This window comes from Erwinia sp. INIA01, from assembly GCF_025947915.1.
Lineage (GTDB): Bacteria > Pseudomonadota > Gammaproteobacteria > Enterobacterales > Enterobacteriaceae > Erwinia > Erwinia coffeiphila.
In genome coordinates this window covers 152,738-172,163 of record NZ_JAPDNC010000012.1, presented here as the reverse complement: position 1 = coordinate 172,163, position 19,426 = coordinate 152,738, and the positions used below count along the sequence as shown (strand labels likewise).

The 19,426-nt window shown below is 54.2% G+C and carries 19 protein-coding genes and 1 pseudogene; 11 read left to right on the top strand and 9 right to left on the bottom strand.

The window, feature by feature from the left end:
- Window positions 1-13 precede the first annotated feature (13 nt).
- From alsB to OMR58_RS20535, 9 genes are all read left to right on the top strand, one after another.
- Window positions 14-949 (top strand): D-allose transporter substrate-binding protein, encoded by a 936-nt coding sequence (gene alsB, locus OMR58_RS20575; RefSeq protein ID WP_264546807.1) that lies wholly within the window; start codon window positions 14-16, stop codon window positions 947-949.
- 26 nt (window positions 950-975) lie between these two features.
- Entirely contained in the window at window positions 976-2,508 is a 1,533-nt protein-coding gene (alsA, locus tag OMR58_RS20570; RefSeq protein WP_200545486.1) for a D-allose ABC transporter ATP-binding protein AlsA, read from the top strand.
- Complete coding sequence (alsC, locus tag OMR58_RS20565; RefSeq protein WP_200545487.1) at window positions 2,487-3,467, top strand: D-allose ABC transporter permease; 981 nt, start codon at window positions 2,487-2,489, stop codon at window positions 3,465-3,467. The genes alsA and alsC overlap by 22 nt, the downstream gene beginning before the upstream one ends.
- A 10-nt stretch (window positions 3,468-3,477) precedes the next feature.
- Complete coding sequence (gene alsE, locus OMR58_RS20560) at window positions 3,478-4,173, top strand: D-allulose 6-phosphate 3-epimerase (protein WP_264546806.1); 696 nt, start codon at window positions 3,478-3,480, stop codon at window positions 4,171-4,173.
- Window positions 4,157-5,092, top strand: coding sequence for an allose kinase (gene alsK, locus OMR58_RS20555; protein ID WP_264546805.1), 936 nt, complete (start codon window positions 4,157-4,159; stop codon window positions 5,090-5,092). Before alsE ends, alsK begins: the two co-directional genes overlap by 17 nt.
- A gap of 158 nt (window positions 5,093-5,250) precedes the next feature.
- Window positions 5,251-6,084, top strand: a complete 834-nt coding sequence (locus OMR58_RS20550) for an MBL fold metallo-hydrolase (protein WP_264546804.1) — start codon at window positions 5,251-5,253, stop codon at window positions 6,082-6,084.
- Window positions 6,085-7,320 carry an MFS transporter gene (locus OMR58_RS20545; protein ID WP_264546803.1) on the top strand — a complete coding sequence of 412 codons (1,236 nt, stop codon included), beginning with the start codon at window positions 6,085-6,087 and terminating at the stop codon, window positions 7,318-7,320.
- Between the two features lie 924 nt (window positions 7,321-8,244).
- The gene (locus OMR58_RS20540; RefSeq protein ID WP_200559942.1) at window positions 8,245-9,642 is read left to right on the top strand and encodes a sugar porter family MFS transporter; all 1,398 of its coding nucleotides are present in this window, start codon (window positions 8,245-8,247) and stop codon (window positions 9,640-9,642) included.
- Between the two features lie 39 nt (window positions 9,643-9,681).
- Window positions 9,682-10,113 (top strand): PTS sugar transporter subunit IIA, encoded by a 432-nt coding sequence (locus OMR58_RS20535; RefSeq protein WP_264546802.1) that lies wholly within the window; start codon window positions 9,682-9,684, stop codon window positions 10,111-10,113.
- Window positions 10,114-10,157: 44 nt separating this feature from the next.
- Here the strand turns inward: OMR58_RS20535 and OMR58_RS20530 are convergent, their stop codons facing one another.
- Entirely contained in the window at window positions 10,158-10,316 is a 159-nt protein-coding gene (locus OMR58_RS20530) for a hypothetical protein (protein WP_172606527.1), read from the bottom strand.
- 178 nt (window positions 10,317-10,494) lie between these two features.
- On the opposite strand from OMR58_RS20530, the gene OMR58_RS20525 reads away from it, so the two are divergent.
- Window positions 10,495-10,797 (top strand): hypothetical protein, encoded by a 303-nt coding sequence (locus tag OMR58_RS20525; RefSeq protein ID WP_264546801.1) that lies wholly within the window; start codon window positions 10,495-10,497, stop codon window positions 10,795-10,797.
- A 76-nt stretch (window positions 10,798-10,873) separates the two neighbouring features.
- On the opposite strand, the pseudogene OMR58_RS20520 reads toward OMR58_RS20525, so the two are convergent.
- Window positions 10,874-12,586: pseudogene (locus tag OMR58_RS20520) on the bottom strand (flagellar biosynthesis protein FlhA); the annotation flags it as partial.
- On the opposite strand from OMR58_RS20520, the gene OMR58_RS20515 reads away from it, so the two are divergent.
- Window positions 12,567-13,343 (top strand): OmpA family protein, encoded by a 777-nt coding sequence (locus OMR58_RS20515; RefSeq protein ID WP_264546800.1) that lies wholly within the window; start codon window positions 12,567-12,569, stop codon window positions 13,341-13,343. The pseudogene OMR58_RS20520 and the gene OMR58_RS20515 overlap by 20 nt on opposite strands.
- Before the next feature lie 62 nt (window positions 13,344-13,405).
- On the opposite strand, the gene OMR58_RS20510 is transcribed toward OMR58_RS20515, so the two are convergent.
- The 7 genes from OMR58_RS20510 to OMR58_RS20480 form a co-directional block, all read right to left on the bottom strand.
- The gene (locus tag OMR58_RS20510; RefSeq protein ID WP_200559902.1) at window positions 13,406-14,422 is read right to left on the bottom strand and encodes a GGDEF domain-containing protein; all 1,017 of its coding nucleotides are present in this window, start codon (window positions 14,420-14,422) and stop codon (window positions 13,406-13,408) included.
- A 461-nt stretch (window positions 14,423-14,883) separates the two neighbouring features.
- Window positions 14,884-14,985 carry a YoaK family small membrane protein gene (locus OMR58_RS20505; protein ID WP_172606533.1) on the bottom strand — a complete coding sequence of 34 codons (102 nt, stop codon included), beginning with the start codon at window positions 14,983-14,985 and terminating at the stop codon, window positions 14,884-14,886.
- Window positions 14,986-15,100: 115 nt separating this feature from the next.
- A complete protein-coding gene (locus OMR58_RS20500) occupies window positions 15,101-15,985 on the bottom strand; it encodes an alpha/beta hydrolase (protein ID WP_200559901.1) in 885 nt (294 codons plus the stop codon).
- Window positions 15,982-16,425: a hypothetical protein gene (locus OMR58_RS20495; RefSeq protein WP_200559899.1), complete on the bottom strand. Its 444-nt coding sequence runs from the start codon at window positions 16,423-16,425 to the stop codon at window positions 15,982-15,984. Before OMR58_RS20495 ends, OMR58_RS20500 begins: the two co-directional genes overlap by 4 nt.
- An 18-nt stretch (window positions 16,426-16,443) precedes the next feature.
- Window positions 16,444-16,701 (bottom strand): acyl carrier protein, encoded by a 258-nt coding sequence (locus tag OMR58_RS20490; protein ID WP_200545495.1) that lies wholly within the window; start codon window positions 16,699-16,701, stop codon window positions 16,444-16,446.
- Window positions 16,701-17,930 (bottom strand): beta-ketoacyl-[acyl-carrier-protein] synthase family protein, encoded by a 1,230-nt coding sequence (locus OMR58_RS20485; protein WP_200559897.1) that lies wholly within the window; start codon window positions 17,928-17,930, stop codon window positions 16,701-16,703. Before OMR58_RS20485 ends, OMR58_RS20490 begins: the two co-directional genes overlap by 1 nt.
- Window positions 17,921-19,426 carry a phytoene desaturase family protein gene (locus OMR58_RS20480; RefSeq protein WP_264546799.1) on the bottom strand — a complete coding sequence of 502 codons (1,506 nt, stop codon included), beginning with the start codon at window positions 19,424-19,426 and terminating at the stop codon, window positions 17,921-17,923. The genes OMR58_RS20485 and OMR58_RS20480 overlap by 10 nt, the downstream gene beginning before the upstream one ends.

Genomic DNA, 19,426 nt, shown 5'->3' with positions numbered 1-19,426 from the left:
TGAGACTCTTTCCATGAATAAATATCTGAAATTGTTCAGCGGCTGCGCTATGGGCTTAATGTTATCCGCTAATGTATTTGCCGCCGCAGACTATGCGGTCATATTAAAAACGCTATCGAATCCTTTTTGGGTTGATATGAAAAAAGGCATTGAGGAGGAAGCAAAAACACTGGGCGTTAGCGTGGATATTTTTGCATCAGCCTCGGAAGGGGATTTTCAATCGCAGCTCCAGCTGTTTGAGGATTTAAGTAATAAAAAATATAAGGGCATTGCCTTTGCACCGCTCTCCTCGGTGAATCTGGTGATGCCCGTTGCTCGCGCCTGGCAGAAAGGGATTTATCTGGTGAATATCGACGAAAAGATCGATATGGATAACCTGAAAAAAGCGGGCGGCAATGTGGAAGGTTTTGTTACTACCGACAATACGGCGGTGGGAGCCAAAGGGGCGGCCTTTATTATTGATAAGCTCGGCGCGGAAGGCGGAGAGGTGGCCATCATTGAAGGTAAGGCGGGTAACGCCTCCGGTGAGTCGCGCCGTAGCGGAGCTACCGATGCGTTCAAAAAGGCTTCACAGATCAAGCTGGTTGCCAGCCAGCCCGCCGACTGGGACCGCATTAAGGCACTGGATGTGGCGACTAACGTATTGCAGCGCAACCCCAACCTGAAAGCGTTCTACTGCGCCAATGATACGATGGCGATGGGCGTGGCGCAGGCGGTGGCGAATGCGGGCAAAACCGGTAAGGTACTGGTGGTCGGCACTGACGGCATCCCGGAAGCACGCAAAATGGTGGAGGCCGGGTTGATGACCGCCACCGTGGCGCAAAACCCGGCGGATATTGGCGCAACCGGGCTGAAGCTGATGGTGGATGCCGCTAAATCCGGCAAAGTCATCGCACTGGATAAAACGCCCGAATTTAAGCTGGTGGATTCCATTCTGGTAACGAAATAACCGTTATTTAATAAAAGGTCAGTGCTATGGTTGCGCCATATATATCGATGGCGGGGATCGGCAAATCCTTTGGTCCGGTTCACGCATTAAAATCCGTTGACTTAACGATATATCCTCACGAAATACATGCGCTGTTAGGGGAAAACGGCGCAGGTAAATCCACGCTGATGAAAGTACTGTCGGGAATACATGCGCCGACAAAAGGCACCATTACAATTAATGAAATAGATTATGACAGGCTCGATCATAAAATGGCGGCGAAGCTGGGTATCGGTATTATTTACCAGGAGCTGAGCGTGATTGATGAATTAACCGTGCTGGAGAATCTTTATATTGGCCGCCACCTGACAAAAAAAGTGTGCGGCGTGAATATCGTCGACTGGAAAGAGATGCGCGTTCGGGCGGCGATGATGCTGCTGCGCATCGGTTTAAAAGTCGATTTAGAAGAAAAGGTGGCAAACCTGTCCATCAGCCATAAGCAGATGCTGGAAATTGCCAAAACCCTAATGCTCGATGCCAAAGTCATCATCATGGACGAACCCACCTCGTCGCTGACCAATAAAGAGGTGGATTACCTGTTCCTGATTATGAATCAGCTGCGCAAAGAGGGGACGGCGATCGTCTATATCTCCCACAAGCTGGCGGAGATCCGGCGGATTTGCGATCGCTATACGGTAATGAAAGACGGCAGCAGCGTCTGTTCGGGCCGGGTCAGCGAGGTCAGCAACGACGACATCGTGCATCTGATGGTGGGGCGCGAGCTGCAAAACCGCTTCAACCGGATGAAAGAGAGCACCGGCAACGTCGAACGGGACACGGTGTTTGAGGTGAAAAACGTCACCAGCCGCGACCGCAAGAAAGTGCGGGATATCTCATTTAACGTCAGTCGTGGCGAAATCCTCGGCTTTGCCGGGCTGGTGGGGTCCGGGCGCACCGAGCTGATGGACTGCCTGTTTGGCGTGGACAAGCGCAGCAGCGGCGAAATTCGCCTCAACGGCAGGGACATTTCGCCGCGATCGCCGCTGGACGCGGTGAAAAAGGGCATGGCCTACATCACCGAAAGCCGCCGGGATAATGGCTTTTTCCCCAACTTCTCCATCGCGCAGAACATGGCCATCAGCCACAGCCTGAAGTCCGGCGGTTTTAAGGGGGCAATGGGGCTGTTTCGCGAAGCGGAGGAGCGCACCGTGGCGGAAGCACAGCGCCAGCTGCTGGCGCTGAAGTGCCACTCGGTGGCGCAGAACATCACCGAGCTTTCCGGCGGCAATCAGCAGAAGGTGCTGATCTCCAAGTGGCTGTGCTGCAATCCGGAGGTGATCATTTTTGACGAGCCCACGCGCGGCATCGATGTCGGCGCAAAGGCAGAAATCTACAAGGTGATGCGCGGGCTGGCCGACGAAGGCAAGGTCATCCTGATGGTGTCATCCGAGCTTCCTGAAATTATCGCCGTCTGCGACCGCATCGCCGTGTTCTGCGAAGGGCGGCTGACGCAAATTCTGACCAATCGCGACAACCTGAGCGAAGAGGAGATTATGGCATGGGCATTACCACAAGAGTGAAGGGCGATCTGGCAGAGAAAAAGCCGTTCAACTTCGCGCAGTTCTGGGACAAGTACGGCACCTTCTTTATTCTGGCGATTATCGTCGCCATCTTTGGCACGCTGTCGACGGAATATTTCCTGACCGCCAACAATATCACGCAGATCTTCGTGCAAAGTTCGGTGACGGTGCTGATCGGCATGGGTGAGTTCTTCGCGATCCTGGTGGCGGGTATCGACCTCTCGGTTGGGGCGATCCTCGCGCTCTCCGGCATGGTCACCGCCAAGCTGATGCTGGCGGGCGTCGATCCGGCGCTGGCGGCGCTGATTGGCGGCGTACTGGTCGGCGGCGCACTGGGGGCGATCAACGGCTGCTTGGTTAACTGGACGGGGCTGCATCCATTTATCATCACCCTCGGCACTAACGCTATTTTCCGCGGCATTACGCTGGTGATTTCTGACGCCAACTCGGTTTACGGCTTCTCCTTCGACTTCGTTAACTTCTTCGCCGCCAGCGTGCTGGGCATTCCCGTCCCGGTGATCTTCTCGCTGATTGTTGCCGTGCTGCTGTGGTTCCTGACCACCCGTATGCGGCTGGGGCGCAATATCTATGCCCTTGGCGGTAACAAGAACTCGGCGTTCTACTCCGGCATCGACGTCAAGTTTCACATTCTGGTGGTGTTTATTATCTCCGGCGTTTGTGCGGGGCTGGCGGGTGTGGTTTCTACCGCCCGTCTGGGCGCCGCCGAACCGCTGGCCGGTATGGGGTTTGAAACTTACGCCATCGCCAGCGCCATTATCGGCGGCACCAGCTTCTTCGGCGGTAAGGGGCGCATCTTCTCCGTGGTTATCGGCGGCCTGATCATCGGCACCATCAACAACGGGCTCAATATCCTGCAGGTACAAACCTATTACCAACTGGTGGTGATGGGCGGGCTGATTATTGCCGCCGTTGCCCTCGACAGACTGATTAGCAAGTAAGGAACGAACGATGAAAATCTCTCCCTCCCTGATGTGTATGGACCTGCTGAAATTTAAAGAGCAGATCGAGTTTATTGACCAGCACGCCGACTATTTTCATATCGACATTATGGACGGCCATTTTGTGCCGAACCTGACGCTGTCGCCGTTCTTCGTTGCTCAGGTGAAAAAGCTGGCAACCCGGCCGCTGGACTGCCACCTGATGGTTACCCGTCCGCAGGACTACATCAGCCAGCTGGCGCAGGCGGGGGCGGACTTTATTACCCTGCATCCGGAAACGCTGAACGGGCAGGCGTTCCGTCTGATCGATGAAGTTCGCCGCCTTGGCATGAAGGTGGGGCTGATCCTCAACCCGGAAACGCCAGTGGAAGCGATGAAATACTATCTGCACAAGGCCGATAAAATCACCGTAATGACCGTCGACCCTGGCTTTGCCGGTCAGCCGTTTATCCCGGAAATGCTGGAGAAAATCACCGAGCTGAAAAATCTGCGCGAGCGCGAAGGGCTGCACTATGAAATTGAAATCGACGGCTCCTGTAACCAGAACACCTACAAAAAGCTGATGGCGGCGGGTGCCGACGTGTTTATCGTTGGCAGCTCCGGCCTGTTCAACCATGCCGAGAATATTGACGACGCCTGGCTCGAAATGGCCAGCCAGATCCTGGCGGCGAAAAAAGAGGTTAAGCCATATGCATATACGGCCTGATGTGGTCGCCGGTGTGGATATGGGGGCGACTCATATCCGCTTCTGCCTGATGGATGCCGACGGGGCGGTGCTGCACTGTGAAAAACGGCGCACCTCGGAAGTGATTTCCTCCGGTGTGGCCGCAGGCGTTGCCGAACTGCTTCAGCGCCAGCTCACTTTGCTGGAGGCGCGCTGCCGCGGCCTGGTGATGGGCTTTCCGGCGCTGGTGGGCAAGGACAAACGAACCATTATTTCCACGCCCAACCTGCCGCTGGCCGCCGATGAACTGCTTAATCTGGCCGAAAAGCTGGAGGTGAAGCTGGGCTGCCCGGTGGAGTTTGCCCGCGATGTGAACCTGCAGCTCTCCTTTGACGTGGCGCAAAACGGCCTGACGCAGCAGCAGGTGCTGGCGGCCTATCTCGGCACCGGCATGGGTTTTGCCATCTGGCTGAACGGCGCACCCTGCACCGGCGCGCACGGTGTAGCGGGGGAGCTGGGGCATATTCCGCAGGGGGATATGGCGCTGCGCTGCGCCTGCGGCAATCCGGGCTGCCTGGAAACCGTCTGCTCCGGCATTGCGTTGCAGCACTGGTATGAACGGCAGCCGCGCGATTATTCCATGGGTGAGATTTTTATCCGCGCCGCCGATGCCCCCTTTGTGCAGCAGCTGATTGCCCATGCGGCGCGGGCGATTGCTACCGGCATTAACCTGTTCGATCCGGATGCGGTGATCCTCGGCGGTGGGGTGATGGATATGGTCAACTTCCCCCGCGCCGCGTTGATCGGGCAGATAAAGCAGCACCTGCGCCGCCCGCTGCCGTATCAGGCTGTGCGGTTTATCTCCGCGTCGTCCTCGGACTTCAACGGTGCGCAGGGCGCTGCCACCCTGGCGTGCGGGCGTTTTGTCCAGCAGGTTCAGCACTCAACCGCTTTAAATTAGCTTATCTTGCACCAGGTCAATAATGCCTGAGGTAGCGATTGTCCCGTTTGTGTTTCGTTTTATATTACCGACGCGTTCCCAGGCTTACTGATGTTCATCTGCTTAAGGGAGAATTCCGGAACGACGAATCAGTTTTCACTGAATAAAAGGGATATAAAATGAAGATACACTTCCTGGGATCGGCCGCGTCTGAAGGCATTCCCAATCCGTTCTGCCGCTGCAATCATTGCCAGCAGGCGAGGCGCCTTAAGGGCAAAGATATCCGCACCCGTTCCTCAGCCATCATTGATGATGTCATGCTGATTGATGTGGCCCCCGAGTTCAGCCAGCAGCTGCTGCGGGACGGGCTGGATGCGAACGGCATCACCGATCTGTTGTTCACCCACACCCACCCCGACCATTTCAACGTTGGCGATCTGTTCAGCCGCATGGAGGGCTACGGATTTGAGCTGGACCATCCGCTGGCGGTGTTCGGTAACGACCGGGCGATTAACGGCTGTGCGGCGGTGCTGCCCGGCTTTACCAAACAGCGTTTTGAGTTCAACTGCCTGCCGCCGTTTGTCACCGTCGAAAGCCACGGCTATCGGTTAACCCCGCTGCTGGCAAACCATGCCAAATGGGAGCTGTGCTACGTCTGGCTGATTGAAAAAGAGGGTAAAACGCTGTTCTACGGCCACGATTCCGGCTGGTTCCCGGAACAAACCTGGCAATGGCTGGCGGGTAAGTCGCTGGATCTGGTGGTGCTGGAATGCACTTACGGCTTTAACGGCAACGACCGCAGCGATAACCATATGAGTCTGGAAACGGTGTTCGCCGCTCAGCAGAAGCTGCGCGATATGCACTGCCTGCACGACGCCAGCCAGATGGTGGTTTCCCATATTTCCCACAGCGGCGGTCTGATGCACGAGGAGCTGGTGGCCGCCTGCCGCGAAAAACACATTACCGTCGCTTACGACGGACTGATCGTCGAACTCAATCACGGAAGAGCGTAAATGGATTTAAATAAAACCCCCCGGCTGCTGATCATGATGTTTGTGCAGTACTTTATGCAGGGGGCATGGAACATGACCATGGGACTGGTTCTGAGCACTTACGGCATGGCGACGATTATCGGTTCATCGTATGCGCTGCTGGGCCTGGCGACCATCCTGTCGCCGCTGTTTATCGGCATGGTGGCAGACCGTTTTTTTGCCTCGCAGAAGGTGATGGCGATTTTGCACCTGATTAACGCCGCCGTGCTGCTGTGCGTGCCGCAGTTTATTGAGGCGCACAATACCGGTATGACCCTGCTGCTGATCTTCCTGGTAGGGTTGCTGTTTTATCCCACCACCGCGCTGGCGAACAGCATTAGCTTCAGCCATATCGATGGCGTGAAGTCCTTCCCGGTGATCCGCGTGTTCGGCACCTTCGGCTTTATGGCGGTGGGTTTTATCATCGGCCAGATGGGCTATTCCGGCGATACCACCACGTGGTACATCGCGTCGGCAACCGGGGGGCTGCTGGGGCTCTACTGCTTTACTCTGCCGGACACGCCGCCGAAGGCCAAAGGTCGTGCGCTGACTCTGCGCGATCTGCTGTGCCTGGATGCGCTGGCGCTGTTCAAGGACCGTAACTTTTCCATCCTGATGCTCAGCATCTTTGTACTGATGGTGCCGAAAACCGCCTACTCGGCTTACATTCCGGTGTTCCTCAAGGCGCTGGGCTTTGATAACGCCGCTTCAATGATGCAGGTTGGCATCGCCTGCGAAGTGATCTTTATGTTCCTGCTGTCGTATTTCCTGCTGAAGGCGGGGTTTAAGATCACATTAATGATGAGTGCGGTGTGCTGGATAGCCCGCTCGCTGTTGTTTTCCCACGCGGCGATCGACGCCAACATGATGTTTGTATTGATCGGTCTGATGCTACAGGGCTTCTGCTGGGATTTCTTCTTTACCGTCGGCGATATCTATGTGGACCGTAAAGCACCTCCCGAGATTCGCGCGCAGGCGCAGGGGCTGCGGTTTATCGTTTCCAATGGTTTTGGCCTGCTTTTCGCGTCGACCCTGTGCGGGCAGATCTTTAACAGCACGGTGACCGGGGAGGGCGCGGAAGCGCTGCCGCAGTGGGAAAGCTTCTGGATCTACCCGGCGATTGTCGCGGCGGTGGTTTCCCTGTTCTTCTTTATCTTCTTCAGGGACGATTTGTCGCAGCGGAAAACCGCAGCGCCGCTGAGCGCCGCCAATCCATAATCCTGCGTAATTCACCGGCCTGTAGAGCGTCTGACTCTGCAGGTTGGCTTCGTTTCCTGTCAGTATTCCATTCCGTGCCGGTCTGCCTGCTGCTTCTTTGACGATCCGCTGTGCCATTTCGCTGCCCTCTGGTGCGGACTTCGCATTCTGACGTCAATTCTCTGCCCGGTCCTGATTTCACGCAAATCTGCAAATTCTTGCTATAAAAGCAGACCTGGTTTGGTGGAATTTTTTTTCTAATGTCGATATTTTTTGAAATGAAATGCTTGTTAGTGATGAAAATTTATGAAGCGGTTACCCGTAACGTTTTCAATAATACCCCCATCTTTTATCGGTTTTGGTAAAAAAAATACGGTTAATCATGCAGTAATGGCGGTTTCGTGTAATGAAATGTAAAGTCGAAAAATTGAATATTAATGAAACTAAAAGGTCATTTTGTGATTTAGGTAGAATTTTGGTTTCGATTTGAATGCTATGTTATCAGCAGGTAAAAAACGGAAGAGTGATGAATCTTGCTGAGATGATGAAATGGGGTCACCAACGCGTCTGACGCGATTGAGGCAGAAAGGAACCTGAATCGTTGTTGCGGACCTTCCCTGGGGGAAGCATACAGTCGAAGACCAAAACGGTCTGGATGGCGGTATGAGCTGACGTGGGTGAAATATATTATCTCATCATGACCGTTAATAGATTGTGCGAAAAATTTAAGGTTTAAATTGAATAAGTAAAATGTATCAGGGGGAGTAACACTAAGTTTTATTATCGTGCCAGGTTGGTTATTTCGTATTTTTTAATTATTAAATAGAACCCTTTACCCTGCTTAAAAACGCCAGGAAAAATTTCATTTCCTCATAAATGAGGCGGTGAGGTATTACTTTATTAAATTTCCGGGGTTTGCGAGTCATTTAATGAAAGGATATGTATATGTCTTTATTGATGAATCTTAATACGCAACAACGAAAACGATTACATCAGATAACATTAGTAGCAACGTTCGGCGGCCTGCTGTTTGGCTATGATACCGGTGTTATTAATGGTGCCTTTTCTTCATTAAAAGAAAACATGGCTCTGACGCCGGACACCGAAGGTCTGGTGATGAGCGTCCTGCTGATTGGTGCTGCACTCGGCAGTGTCGGTGGCGGTAAGCTGGCTGACTTCTTCGGCCGCAGAAAGTACCTGATTTATCTCTCCTTTGTCTTCTTTATTGGCGCAATCTTATCTGCCGCTGCCCCGAACGTCACCAGCCTGCTTATTGCCCGATTTATCCTCGGTTTCGCCGTAGGGGGAGCCTCGGTAACCGCCCCAACCTTTATTTCGGAAGTCGCCCCAACGGAAATGCGCGGCAGGCTAACCGGGCTGAATGAAGTCGCGATTGTTATTGGCCAGCTGGCCGCCTTTGCGGTGAACGCGGTAATCGGCCTTATCTGGGGGCATTTGCCGGAGGTCTGGCGCTATATGCTGCTGGTACAGGCGCTGCCGTCCATTTTCCTGTTAATCGGTATGTGGCGTGCACCGGAAAGTCCGCGCTGGTTAATCAGTAAAAACCGCCGGGAAGAAGCGCTGGCGATTTTAAAACAGATCCGTCCTGAAGCACGCGCGGTGCAGGAGTACCAGGACATCATCACCTTAATTGAGATTGAAAAAGAGAAGAAGCTGCACTCGCAAAGCGCCACCTCGGTGATCTTCAGCACGCCGTGGATCATGAAACTGATTCTGGTGGGTATTGCCTGGGCCGCCCTGCAGCAAACCACCGGCGTTAACGTCATTATGTATTACGGCACGGAAATCCTGAAAACCGCCGGCTTCTCCGAAAAAATGTCGCTGATCTGTAACGTACTGAACGGTGTCTTCTCCGTTGGCGGTATGATCTTTGGCGTAATGTATCTGGTTGACCGCTTCAAACGTAAGACGCTGATCGTCTACGGTTTTGCGCTGATGGCAACGCTGCACCTGATTATTGCCGGTGCCGACTACTTCCTGGTCGGAGATATGAAAGCCACCGTTATCTGGCTGCTGGGGGCGATCTTCGTTGGCGTCATGCAGGGCACCATGGGCTTCCTGACCTGGGTGGTACTGGCTGAACTGTTCCCGCTGAAAGTTCGCGGCCTGTCGATGGGTATTTCAGTCTTCTTTATGTGGGTGATGAACGCGATCGTCAGCTACCTGTTCCCGGTACTGCAGGCAAAACTGGGTCTGGGTCCTGTCTTCCTGATCTTCGCCGTTATTAACTATCTGGCCATTCTGTTCGTCGTCAAGGCACTTCCTGAAACCTCCAACAAATCGCTGGAGCAGCTGGAAGAAGAACTGTCTGCCGGAAACTGATAGCGTGATAGTGTGGATTCAATAAAAAGGAGGCGGACTATGATTGATATTATTACCGTTGAAAACCTGCATCTTGGACGGCAGGCAAAAAACAAAGCCGAAGTGTTAGAGATGGTCGGCAAAGAGTTTAAGGCTAAAGGGTATGTAAGCCAGGACTGCGTGGCTTTTCTGAATGAAAGGGAGCACCAGGTTTCGACTTTCCTCGGCAACGGCATCACCCTGCCGCATTTACCGAAGTCGGAAAATCATATCATCCTGAAAACCGGCATTGAGATTTTCCAGTTCCCGGATGGCGTGATCTGGGATCGAAATAACGTCATGTTTATTGCAATTGGCGTAATAGCCAAAGAAAAAGAGCACATCGATGTCCTGCGTGATGTGGCCTCAATCTTTAGCGATGAAATTATCTCAAATGCACTGTCATTAATTTCCAGTGAAAAAGATTTCCTGAGAATTCTTAACCGGAAATAATATCCTCACCCATAGGTACGAGTGTATCTATGGGTTTTCTTCCCTCAGCTCATGCCAATACCAATTAACGTATTCACCAGCCCTGCGGTCATCAGTACCACACCGGGTACCAGGAAGTTGAGATCTTTCTTGCTGTAAAATTGCGTCATTAAACCCAGCCCGACCGCAAACATCGGCAGGGAAATGATGGAAAATGTTGACATGCTGACTCCTTTCTCTATTGAGAATAATCCTATACTGACTTTGCTGAAATGCCACCCCAGTTAAAAAATAATTATCATTTATCATGAGGTGTTTCATTTTTTATCAATGGGTTAGTGGTGAAATTTTTTTTATTATTTCCATAAAACCTTAACGCGACTGATAACCGAATCGGCCTGAATGGCGGACATCGGATCACGTGTGAAGGCATGGCGTTATTTTTGCATCGAATCCGTACTCAATCCTGATTCCACTCCAGAGAGAAACCTGTCTCCGCAGGCTGATATATACCCTGGGCTGGCCTTAACCGCTGTGAACCGCCGCAACCTTTCGGTCCATTGCCTTCAGGCAGATACAGATTCAGACGTTTCTGGGAATTTGATTCGTCAATCCACGGTGAACCGATTTGTCATCGCGTATTTTACCGCCGTGGAAATTTTCGCAGGTGGTGACCGTTTATGCAGCACGAATAATCTTAATTAAGGATGCACCGGTTTCACCCACATTGACGAATTTATGCCCCCATTCTTTTGCTGCGGGAAAGTTCCGCGCCGCTTTGTCAGCTCACCGTACCCACAATGCGCAGATCCACCTCATCCGGCACTTCGTTGTACGACAGCACGTGCAGCCCGGCGGCGAACAAGCGGCTGTAGCGGGCAATCAGCGGCCGCAGCTGCGGCGTCACCAGCAGCACGGAGGTCAGGTTCTGCGCCTTCAGCTGTTCCAGCACCACCGGCAGCGTGGTTTGCAGCTGGGTCAGAATATTGGGATCGACCGGGAAGCTGTCCAGGCTGACTTTTCCAGCCTGCTGTGCCTGGTTCAGGGACCCCAGCAGCAGATTTTCCAATGTATTGTCCAGCGTGTAGGCCGACAGCGGCTTGCTGTCAGGCGCAATCGCCGCCACCATCGCCCTGCGCAGGGCGAAGCGCACATCGGAGGCCAGCAGAATCGCATCTTTGGTGATCGCCGCACTTTCTACCAGCGTGGTGGCAATGGTGGCGATGTCCTTCAGCGAAACCTGATCCTGTAGCAGCAGTCGGTAAATCTTCAGCTGCTGGCTGTAGTTCAGCGCGGCGTTGAGATCTTCAGCCAGTCTGGGTGCCGTACCCGACAGGCGCAGATTCAACTGGGTGATATCGTCATAGTTAAACAGCTCCGGCAGATGCTCGCGGGTGACCCGGTTAATATGCGTGGCGATAACGCTGGCGCAGTCCACCACCTGATACCCGAGGTTCAGCGCCTGCGGTTTCATTTCCGGGGTGATCCAGGTGACGGCCAGGCCGTAGGCGGGATCGGTATCCAGCACGCCGTCGATCTCGCCGTACTGTTCCGCCGTTGGGATCGCCATCAGGCGATCCGGATGAACCTCGCCCACCGCCGTGCGCACGCCGTTCACCTTGATCGCATACTGCGCCGGCTTCAGGCGGAAGTCTTCGCGAATCGACATCTCCGGCAGCAGCACGCCGCTGGTTTCTGACACCACCTGGCGTACGCCGCGCACGCGCAGAGTCAGTGGATTACCCTTCGATTTATCCACCAGCGTCACCAGCTTGTAGCCGAGGTTCAGCCCCAGCGGCTCAATCAGCGGGATGCTTTCCCAGCAGACGTTTACGCTGTCGCTGTCGTCCAGCGCGCTGGTCAGCGCAGCGATATCCTGCTCGCTCTGCGCGGGCTTTTCGATAACCTTGCTTTGTCGCCAGGCGGTAAACGCCAGCAGGGCGGTAAACACCAGGAACACCAGATGCGGCATGCCGGGCACAATCGCCAGTACGAACATCACGAAGGCGGCGGTATAAATCGTGGCGGGTTTAGCCATCAGCTGGCGGTGAATATCGTCGGAAATTCCGCTGCTGTCGTCATCGCTGACGCGGGTAACGATAATCGCCGCTGCCGTTGCCAGCAGCAGGGAAGGGATCTGTGCCACCAGGCCGTCACCGATGGTCAGCAGCACGTACTGATCGAACGCCTGGCCGGCATCCAGATTGTGCTTGAAAATCCCGATCAGAATACCGCCGACCACGTTGATGATCAGAATCATAATCCCGGCAATGGCATCGCCGCGCACAAACTTCGAGGCGCCGTCCATCGCACCGTAGAAGTCGGCTTCGTTAGCGACGTCCTTGCGGCGAATGCGCGCCTGCTCCTGATTAATCAGCCCGGCGTTGAGATCGGCATCAATCGCCATCTGCTTACCGGGCAGGGCGTCGAGGGTGAAGCGTGCCGACACTTCGGAAATACGCTCGGCCCCTTTGGTGACCACCACGAAGTTGATTGTGGGCGCGGTGTCAAAAGAGGAGCGGCAGGAGATTGTCGCTAACCTGAACGGGACCTCGATTTTTGACGGCACGGTATTCAGCCCGATTAGCGATCCGACGGCGATTGCCGGTCCTGCGCCCATTATGACCAGCCTGCCTGTACAAGCCGCCGAGGCGAACGAATCCGCGGAGCAGGAAGCGTCGCAGCCGGAGTCGCTGGAAAATGTGTTGTCGCGTTCGGATCGCGAGCTCAATGAACTGGGTGAGGCGATAGCCCGTATCACGGCGGAGTTAAACGCGCAGGGTAATCTGTCGCTGGAAAAAGTCCCGCAGGGCCTGCGTATTCTGCTGCAGGACGACGACGATCGGGTGATGTTCGAACGCGGGAGTGCGCAGATGACCCCTTTCTTTACTCGGCTGCTTAGCGAGCTGGCCCCGGTATTTAACCGTATTGATAACAAAGTGATCATCAACGGCCATACCGACGCGGCTAACTACCGTGATAACGCCGGATACAACAACTGGAATCTGTCCGGCGATCGCGCGCTGGCGGCCAGAACGGTGCTGGAAAAAGGAGGGCTGGAGGCGAAGCGAGTACTACAGGTGAACGCGATGGCGGATCGCATGCTGCTGGACCCGAAGAACCCGCTGTCGGCCCGTAACCGCCGTATCGAAATCATGGTGCTGACCCAGTCGGCATCGGACACGCTGTATCAATTTTACGGGCGTAACGGCGTCAAGGTAGTTAAACCGATTGCCGAACGCCTGCAGTGATTCTGTCAGTGCCTTGAGTCAGAAAGCTGGGCTCAGCCGGCGGCAATTTGCCGCCGGTTTTTTTAATGCTGTACGTGTCTGCGGCGTATTTTATCCTGATACATGCTGCTGTCCGCATCGTGGACCGCCAGGTCCGGCGTACAGGCCAGCGGATTTGCCGCGATGACCCCCAGACTGGCCCCGCCGTAATCAATCAGATTGCCGCGAAGCTCATACCTTCCTGTTATTTTCTCAGCCAGCTGTGCTTTAAACGTCTGCACGTGATCGTCGCTGACGGCGTCGATCTGCGGCCCCAGACTGGCGATGATAAATTCATCCCCGCCCAGGCGACCAATGATATCTTCCGGCCCGGCAAACTGGCGTAGCCGCTGGGCAATAGACTGCAGGAACCGATCGCCGCTTTCATGGCCGTAGCTGTCGTTAATGGCTTTAAAACCGTCGAGATCGACAAAGGCCACCAGTACCGATCGTTCCTCAATGGCCGCTGCGGCAAACAGTTTTGGCAGATGGTTGAAGACCGAGCGACGATTGGGTAGCCCGGTCAGTTCATCGGTCATACTGACGGCGGTCAGCGCATCGTTGGCTTCGCGCAGCTCCTGCAGCAGCTGCTCTTTACGAATGTACTGGCCGATCAGTTCGGCAAACAGGTGGATAATCTGTTCCGCACGATCGGACAGGGGGTGGCTTTGCGCACTGGCGGCGCAGAGCGTGCCGTATAACAAGCCGTCGCCCAGCATGACTGGCGTACTGAGGTAGGTGGTGATACCCAGCGCTTTGGCGGCTTCAGAATCGGGCCAAACGCCGGGTACATCGTTGGTGAAGCTGCGGCCATCTTCCATCGCGCGTTTGCACAACGTATCCTGCCACGGCACCGACAGACCTTCGGGGATCTGCATTTTCTGCGTGTTACGGGCATACAGGATATGCTGAAGCCCTTCGGCATCATCAATATGCGTCAGGTAGGTTGATTCCATATCGGTAACCAGTTCGAGCATTTCCAGCAGCTGGCGCACAAAACCTTCCAGCGTTCTTTCCGATCCCAGCGCCGTTGAAATACGTTCAATCAAGTTTTCGGACATAGATCTTTTTCCTGGTAGTGAGGTCAAGCATGCCCCTGAAAGCAGAGGCTAAATTTACAAATAGAAAACGTGCTGCCTTCTCGCTATATATATGAATATGCGGAAGCGTATAACGTTATTAAATTCACTAAATTCAGTAGGTTTTGTTATAAAACGGCAAATAATGACAGGCGTAATTATAACGACCCGTAAGCGCCTGCTGTCCTGATAGCGGGGCAATCTGCACGTGATAAACATCAGTGTTATGATTTTCCAGCTCAACTGCCGGAGCAAATCGACTTTATTTGGTAAAAAAAGCGTAAACGCATTCAGAAATGCATAATTACAGATGAAAAAAATTATGCAATTTATACACGCAATGATCAATACGTACAGGTATCAACGCAGATATATTGTGTTAATTAATGGCGTTATCAGATTTGTGCCATTCAATATTGGTCCAACCAGCTTGCCGATCCTGCTTACTGACTGCCGGGCATTGCCGCGCCGGAAGCGATAAACCATACCAAAAACGCCATTGCGGCAATAAAGATAACGGTAGGGGCTATCGCTCTTTTATTCACGGCTGCATACCTTTGAAGGGGCTGAAAGAGAGTTGCACCGTTCGTGAAACGGCGCGCTGGCGGCGATGATAGCACAGGCGCCGCTGCTGACGATCGTTGAAAACAGCCTGACCGCTTACTTTTTCAGATTACCCCCCGGTTCCGGCTGCGATTCGATACCCGGGATTTTCTTGCGTGCGGACGCGGCAAGCTGCTGGCGTTCATGCTCGTCCAACTGCTGATAAAAGAAGCGCGCGGTGGCCTCTGCTACCTGCTGACGCTCCTGATCGATGGTCACCAGATGATAACTTTCCTCCAGTTGGATAAATTCGGTTTTACCACCGTAGTGCCGTTCAACGTAACGGGAATTGGAAATATCTGTCACGTCGTCCTCACGTGCGTGGATTAACAGGGCCGGTACTCGGGTTGTCGGCATCACTTTTTTTGCCTCACCGGCAAGGCGCAACACCTCGCGCAGCATCACTCCGGGTGTGTTGGTGTGGCCGGCGGCCGAACTGTCCCCGCTTTGCAGTTTCAGAACGATACGCTCGCGCAGCTGTTCGTTTTTGATGCCATACGGCGGTGCTTCCTGAAAGTGATAGTTGTTGCGGAACAGCGGGATTTTAAGTAACAGCGGCAGCATAAATGAGAATTTTGATACCGCCCAGCCGTTACATTTCAGCGTGATGGCGTAGAGCGCCAGCCCGCGCATATCAGGAAAGTGATGGGCAAGAATAATCCCCATCGATGCTCCGGCAGACAGGCCACCGGCGAAAACCTGGTAGCCTTCGCCAGTCAGCCGCTTATATTCAGCGGCGATTTCCCGTAGCCAGTCCAGCCGGGTCGTTTTTAACAACGCGTTCATATCCGAGCAGTGGCCCGGCAGCACGGGAATAGAAACGGTAAATCCATAGCGATGCAGGCGCATCGCGATGGAGTCCATTTCTTTTGGCGTACCGGTAAGACCGTGAATTAACAGCACGGCGATACGGCTTCCCCGGTGAAAAATAGCAGTGGTCATTGTGCAGTGATACTCCGTTCATTATCTGCCTGATAAAACACTTTTAATTCTCCACGGGCCAGTAAACGTTGCCCGCAGGCAACGTTGAATTCCAGCATGGACAGGTCAGCAAGTTCAGTCGTAATGGCGACAGAAATCAGCAGCGTTTCTCCTGTTCCTGCATCGTCAAAGAGCTGAAAATTATTGACCGAGGCCAGCAGTGCAGTTGCAGACTCCCGGCCTTTGGCGGCGTCGACACCCTTTAACGCACAGGCTGCCTGAGCCGCAAGTTCAATGTAACCGCAGCGGTCGAGCGTACCGTTTTCATCTAACAACAGATGATCGGCGTGCAGTTTTACGGATGCCTGTACTCGCGGCCCCTCGATACTGAGAATACTGTCGATACAACACATTCCTTCGCGATGAGGGATCAGGCTCTGCGCCGATAAGGGGAATATCATCCGTGCTCCTCGTAATAATCAGACTGCCTGAGCCATTGAAGTTTTTAAGATAAACTCCTGAAGTTCACCGAGCGTTTTAATGCTAACCAGCTCGGTATTCTTACCAATATTGATAGCAAACGCTTTTTCGAAGGCGACGACCATATCCACAGCGTCCAGGCTGTCCAGTCCCAGATCTTCGTACAGCTTTGCTTCCGGATGCAGATCGCTCAGCTCCAGTTCAAATTCCTCAGCCAGGATCTGATTAACTTTTTCCTTCAGTGCGTTCTTATCCATCATATTTTCCTTAATATCAGGGTTGAAATAATGCCCCCAAGGGCAAAACTGTTTTTCAGTACGTGTTGCACCGGCGTAGTGGTGAGCCCGTTGACGTGTCGAATGCTGTCGCATTGATCATCGGGATTATCAAGATTGAGAGTAGGGATCAGTACCCCCTGCTGAAGCATGCCGATGCAGGCGATAAGCTCCAGTGCGCCACTGGCCGCCATGGTGTGCCCCAGATGCCCCTTCAGGCTGGACACCGGGACCAGTTTTCCGCACAGCCCGGCAATCGCCTCGCTTTCGGCGATATCGCCTAACCGTGTGCCGGTGGCGTGGGCGTTAATGTAGCTCAAGGCATCTACCGGGATCTGGGCGTTGTTCAGTGCCTGCTGCATGCAGCGGCGAAGCGGGAACGGGTCAGGATTAGCAATACTCGACACATCGCTGGCGGAGGCAAATCCGGTAATTTCTGCCAGAATCGTCGCGCCTCGCGCCAGGGCCCTTGAGCGGGATTCCAGCAGCAGTATCCCGGCGCCTTCTGCACAGACCACGCCGTCACGCTGTTGATCAAACGGACGTGGCGTGGCGTGAGGATGCTCGTTGAAGCCTCTTGAAGCGGCAGCCATATGATCGAATGTTGCAATCGTCAGCGGATGGAATTCATCGGCTCCGCCGCACAGCATCGCATCCTGCAGGCCGCAGGCAATCGCCTCATAGGCCATACCGATCGACTGGGCGCTGGAGGCGCAGGCTGATGTTACTGCCATCACCCGGCCGGTAATATCCAGTGCCTGCGCCAGATTTGACGCGACGGAATGGCCCATAATGCGGAAGAAGTCGCGCGCTTTAACGGCGGCAAACTGACGGGCAACCAGGTAGTTTTCAAAAATAGAACGCCAGGTATCAATGCTGCCCATTGTTGAACCCACGATAACGCCAAAGCGCGGATCGGACAGTCGTTCGCGAGGAAAGGCAGCCTGTGCCAACGCTTCCTCTGCGGCCAGCAGGCTCCAGCAGGACATCGGGGACATCGTGCGACGATGACGGCGTGGAATACTGGTTGTGTCCAGGCGCGGGACGCGCCCGGCAACTTGCGGCACGTCCTGTGTATCGCTGTAATCGTGCTGCGGCAGGCGGCCGATCCCCGATTCACCACGGGTTAAGGCGGCCATCATTTTCTCAGCACCGGCGCCAAAAGGAGATACGGCACCCACGCCGGTGATAACGACTCTTCTTAACGGCATGTTCTGACTCCGTTCAGTAGATTCTGGTGATCCAGCAAATAGCCACAGGCGAGAAACGCTGAAATCGTCGCGCCCATCACCCCCGGGCCGGTCACCGCCTGGCCAGCCACGAACAGGCCGGCAACGCGAGTCACCGGCAGCGGATTAAACTGCGTAATATCGTGTGCTACGCCGTACATTCCCGCGCCTGGCGAATAGAGATACTTTTGTAATGTTGCGGGAGTGGCACCGTCTACCAGCCTCAATCCCTCGATTTCTGGGACAGTCCGACACAATGAGGCGTAAAGCTCTTTGAGACGCTGCTTTTTCTGCGCCCGGTAGGCGGAAGGGCGCTTGCCGCTGCCGGTACCATAAAACGCGCGGTATTCCGCTGCGTCGCAGGGGATCGCCGCGACAAAATCAACGGAATCAAATTGTCCACTCTCGCGGTTAAGCACTGACGGACCCGGCATAATATAAAAAGGCCCTGCAGTACCCCGATGGAGAGGTTTAAAAGCCTCGGTAAATGACCGGGCGTGCTGACAGTAAAGGAAATTCTTTTTGTCGAGCAGCAGCGGCGGCTCGGTTCCACCGGAAAGATACAGCAGGTGTGCCGACATCCCATCGTAGAGCTGATGCATGCGATTCACTGCCGTCGGGCGCAGCGCTTTTTCTGGCAGCATCTGCGGCAGAAAACCGGGGTGCCCGGTGTAAATAACGACAGAGCAGCCCAGACGCTCACCATTATCCAGTTCGACCTCGCTCAGCGTACCGTCGGATTTGCAGTGGATCTGCACGACACTATGGTTACAGTGCAGCACTACGCCTTCTTCAGCCAGGCGCTGTTCGAACGCCTTAACCAGCGACAGCCCACCCTGTGTAAAGGTACGAACGCCGCTAAAATGCGTCCCCGCCACGCGGGCGTGCTGCAGGAAGGAGACGTTCTCAGGAGAAACGCCATGGTAGAGACAGGGCGTCGCCAGCAGGGCCTGTAGCCAGGGATCGCGGATATAACTGGCAATATAGTCCTGCAGCGGAATATGCCATCGAGGATCGGTTTCATCCCTGATGGGGGATCCCTGTAGCGTGTGAAATGCAGAGGAATAATAGGCGGCCTTAACGTCGGCCATATAGCGATGAATTCCCTCTTTTTCTGCCGGGAAATCGGCACAGAGTCCGGCCAGCATTTTGTCGTAATCGGCAGCCAGCGAAAAGTCACCGCGATCGGAAAACCGCACGGTTTCAAAGCAGTGACGATCGAACTCTACGCTGGGCAGATCGCGTATGCCCAGGTAGCGCAGATAGGCGGTTAATACGCCGTGTAGTGACAGTTCACCGACAAAGTGAACGCCGCTGTCAAAATAGACGCGACTTTTCAGAAAGCCGCGCATAGTGACACCCGGTTCTTTCGCTCGCTCGACGATTGACACGCGATAGCCATGCATGGCGAGTAGCAGCGCAGACACCATTCCTGAAGCACCCGCCCCGATAATCACGGCTGAAGGTTTGGTGGCCAT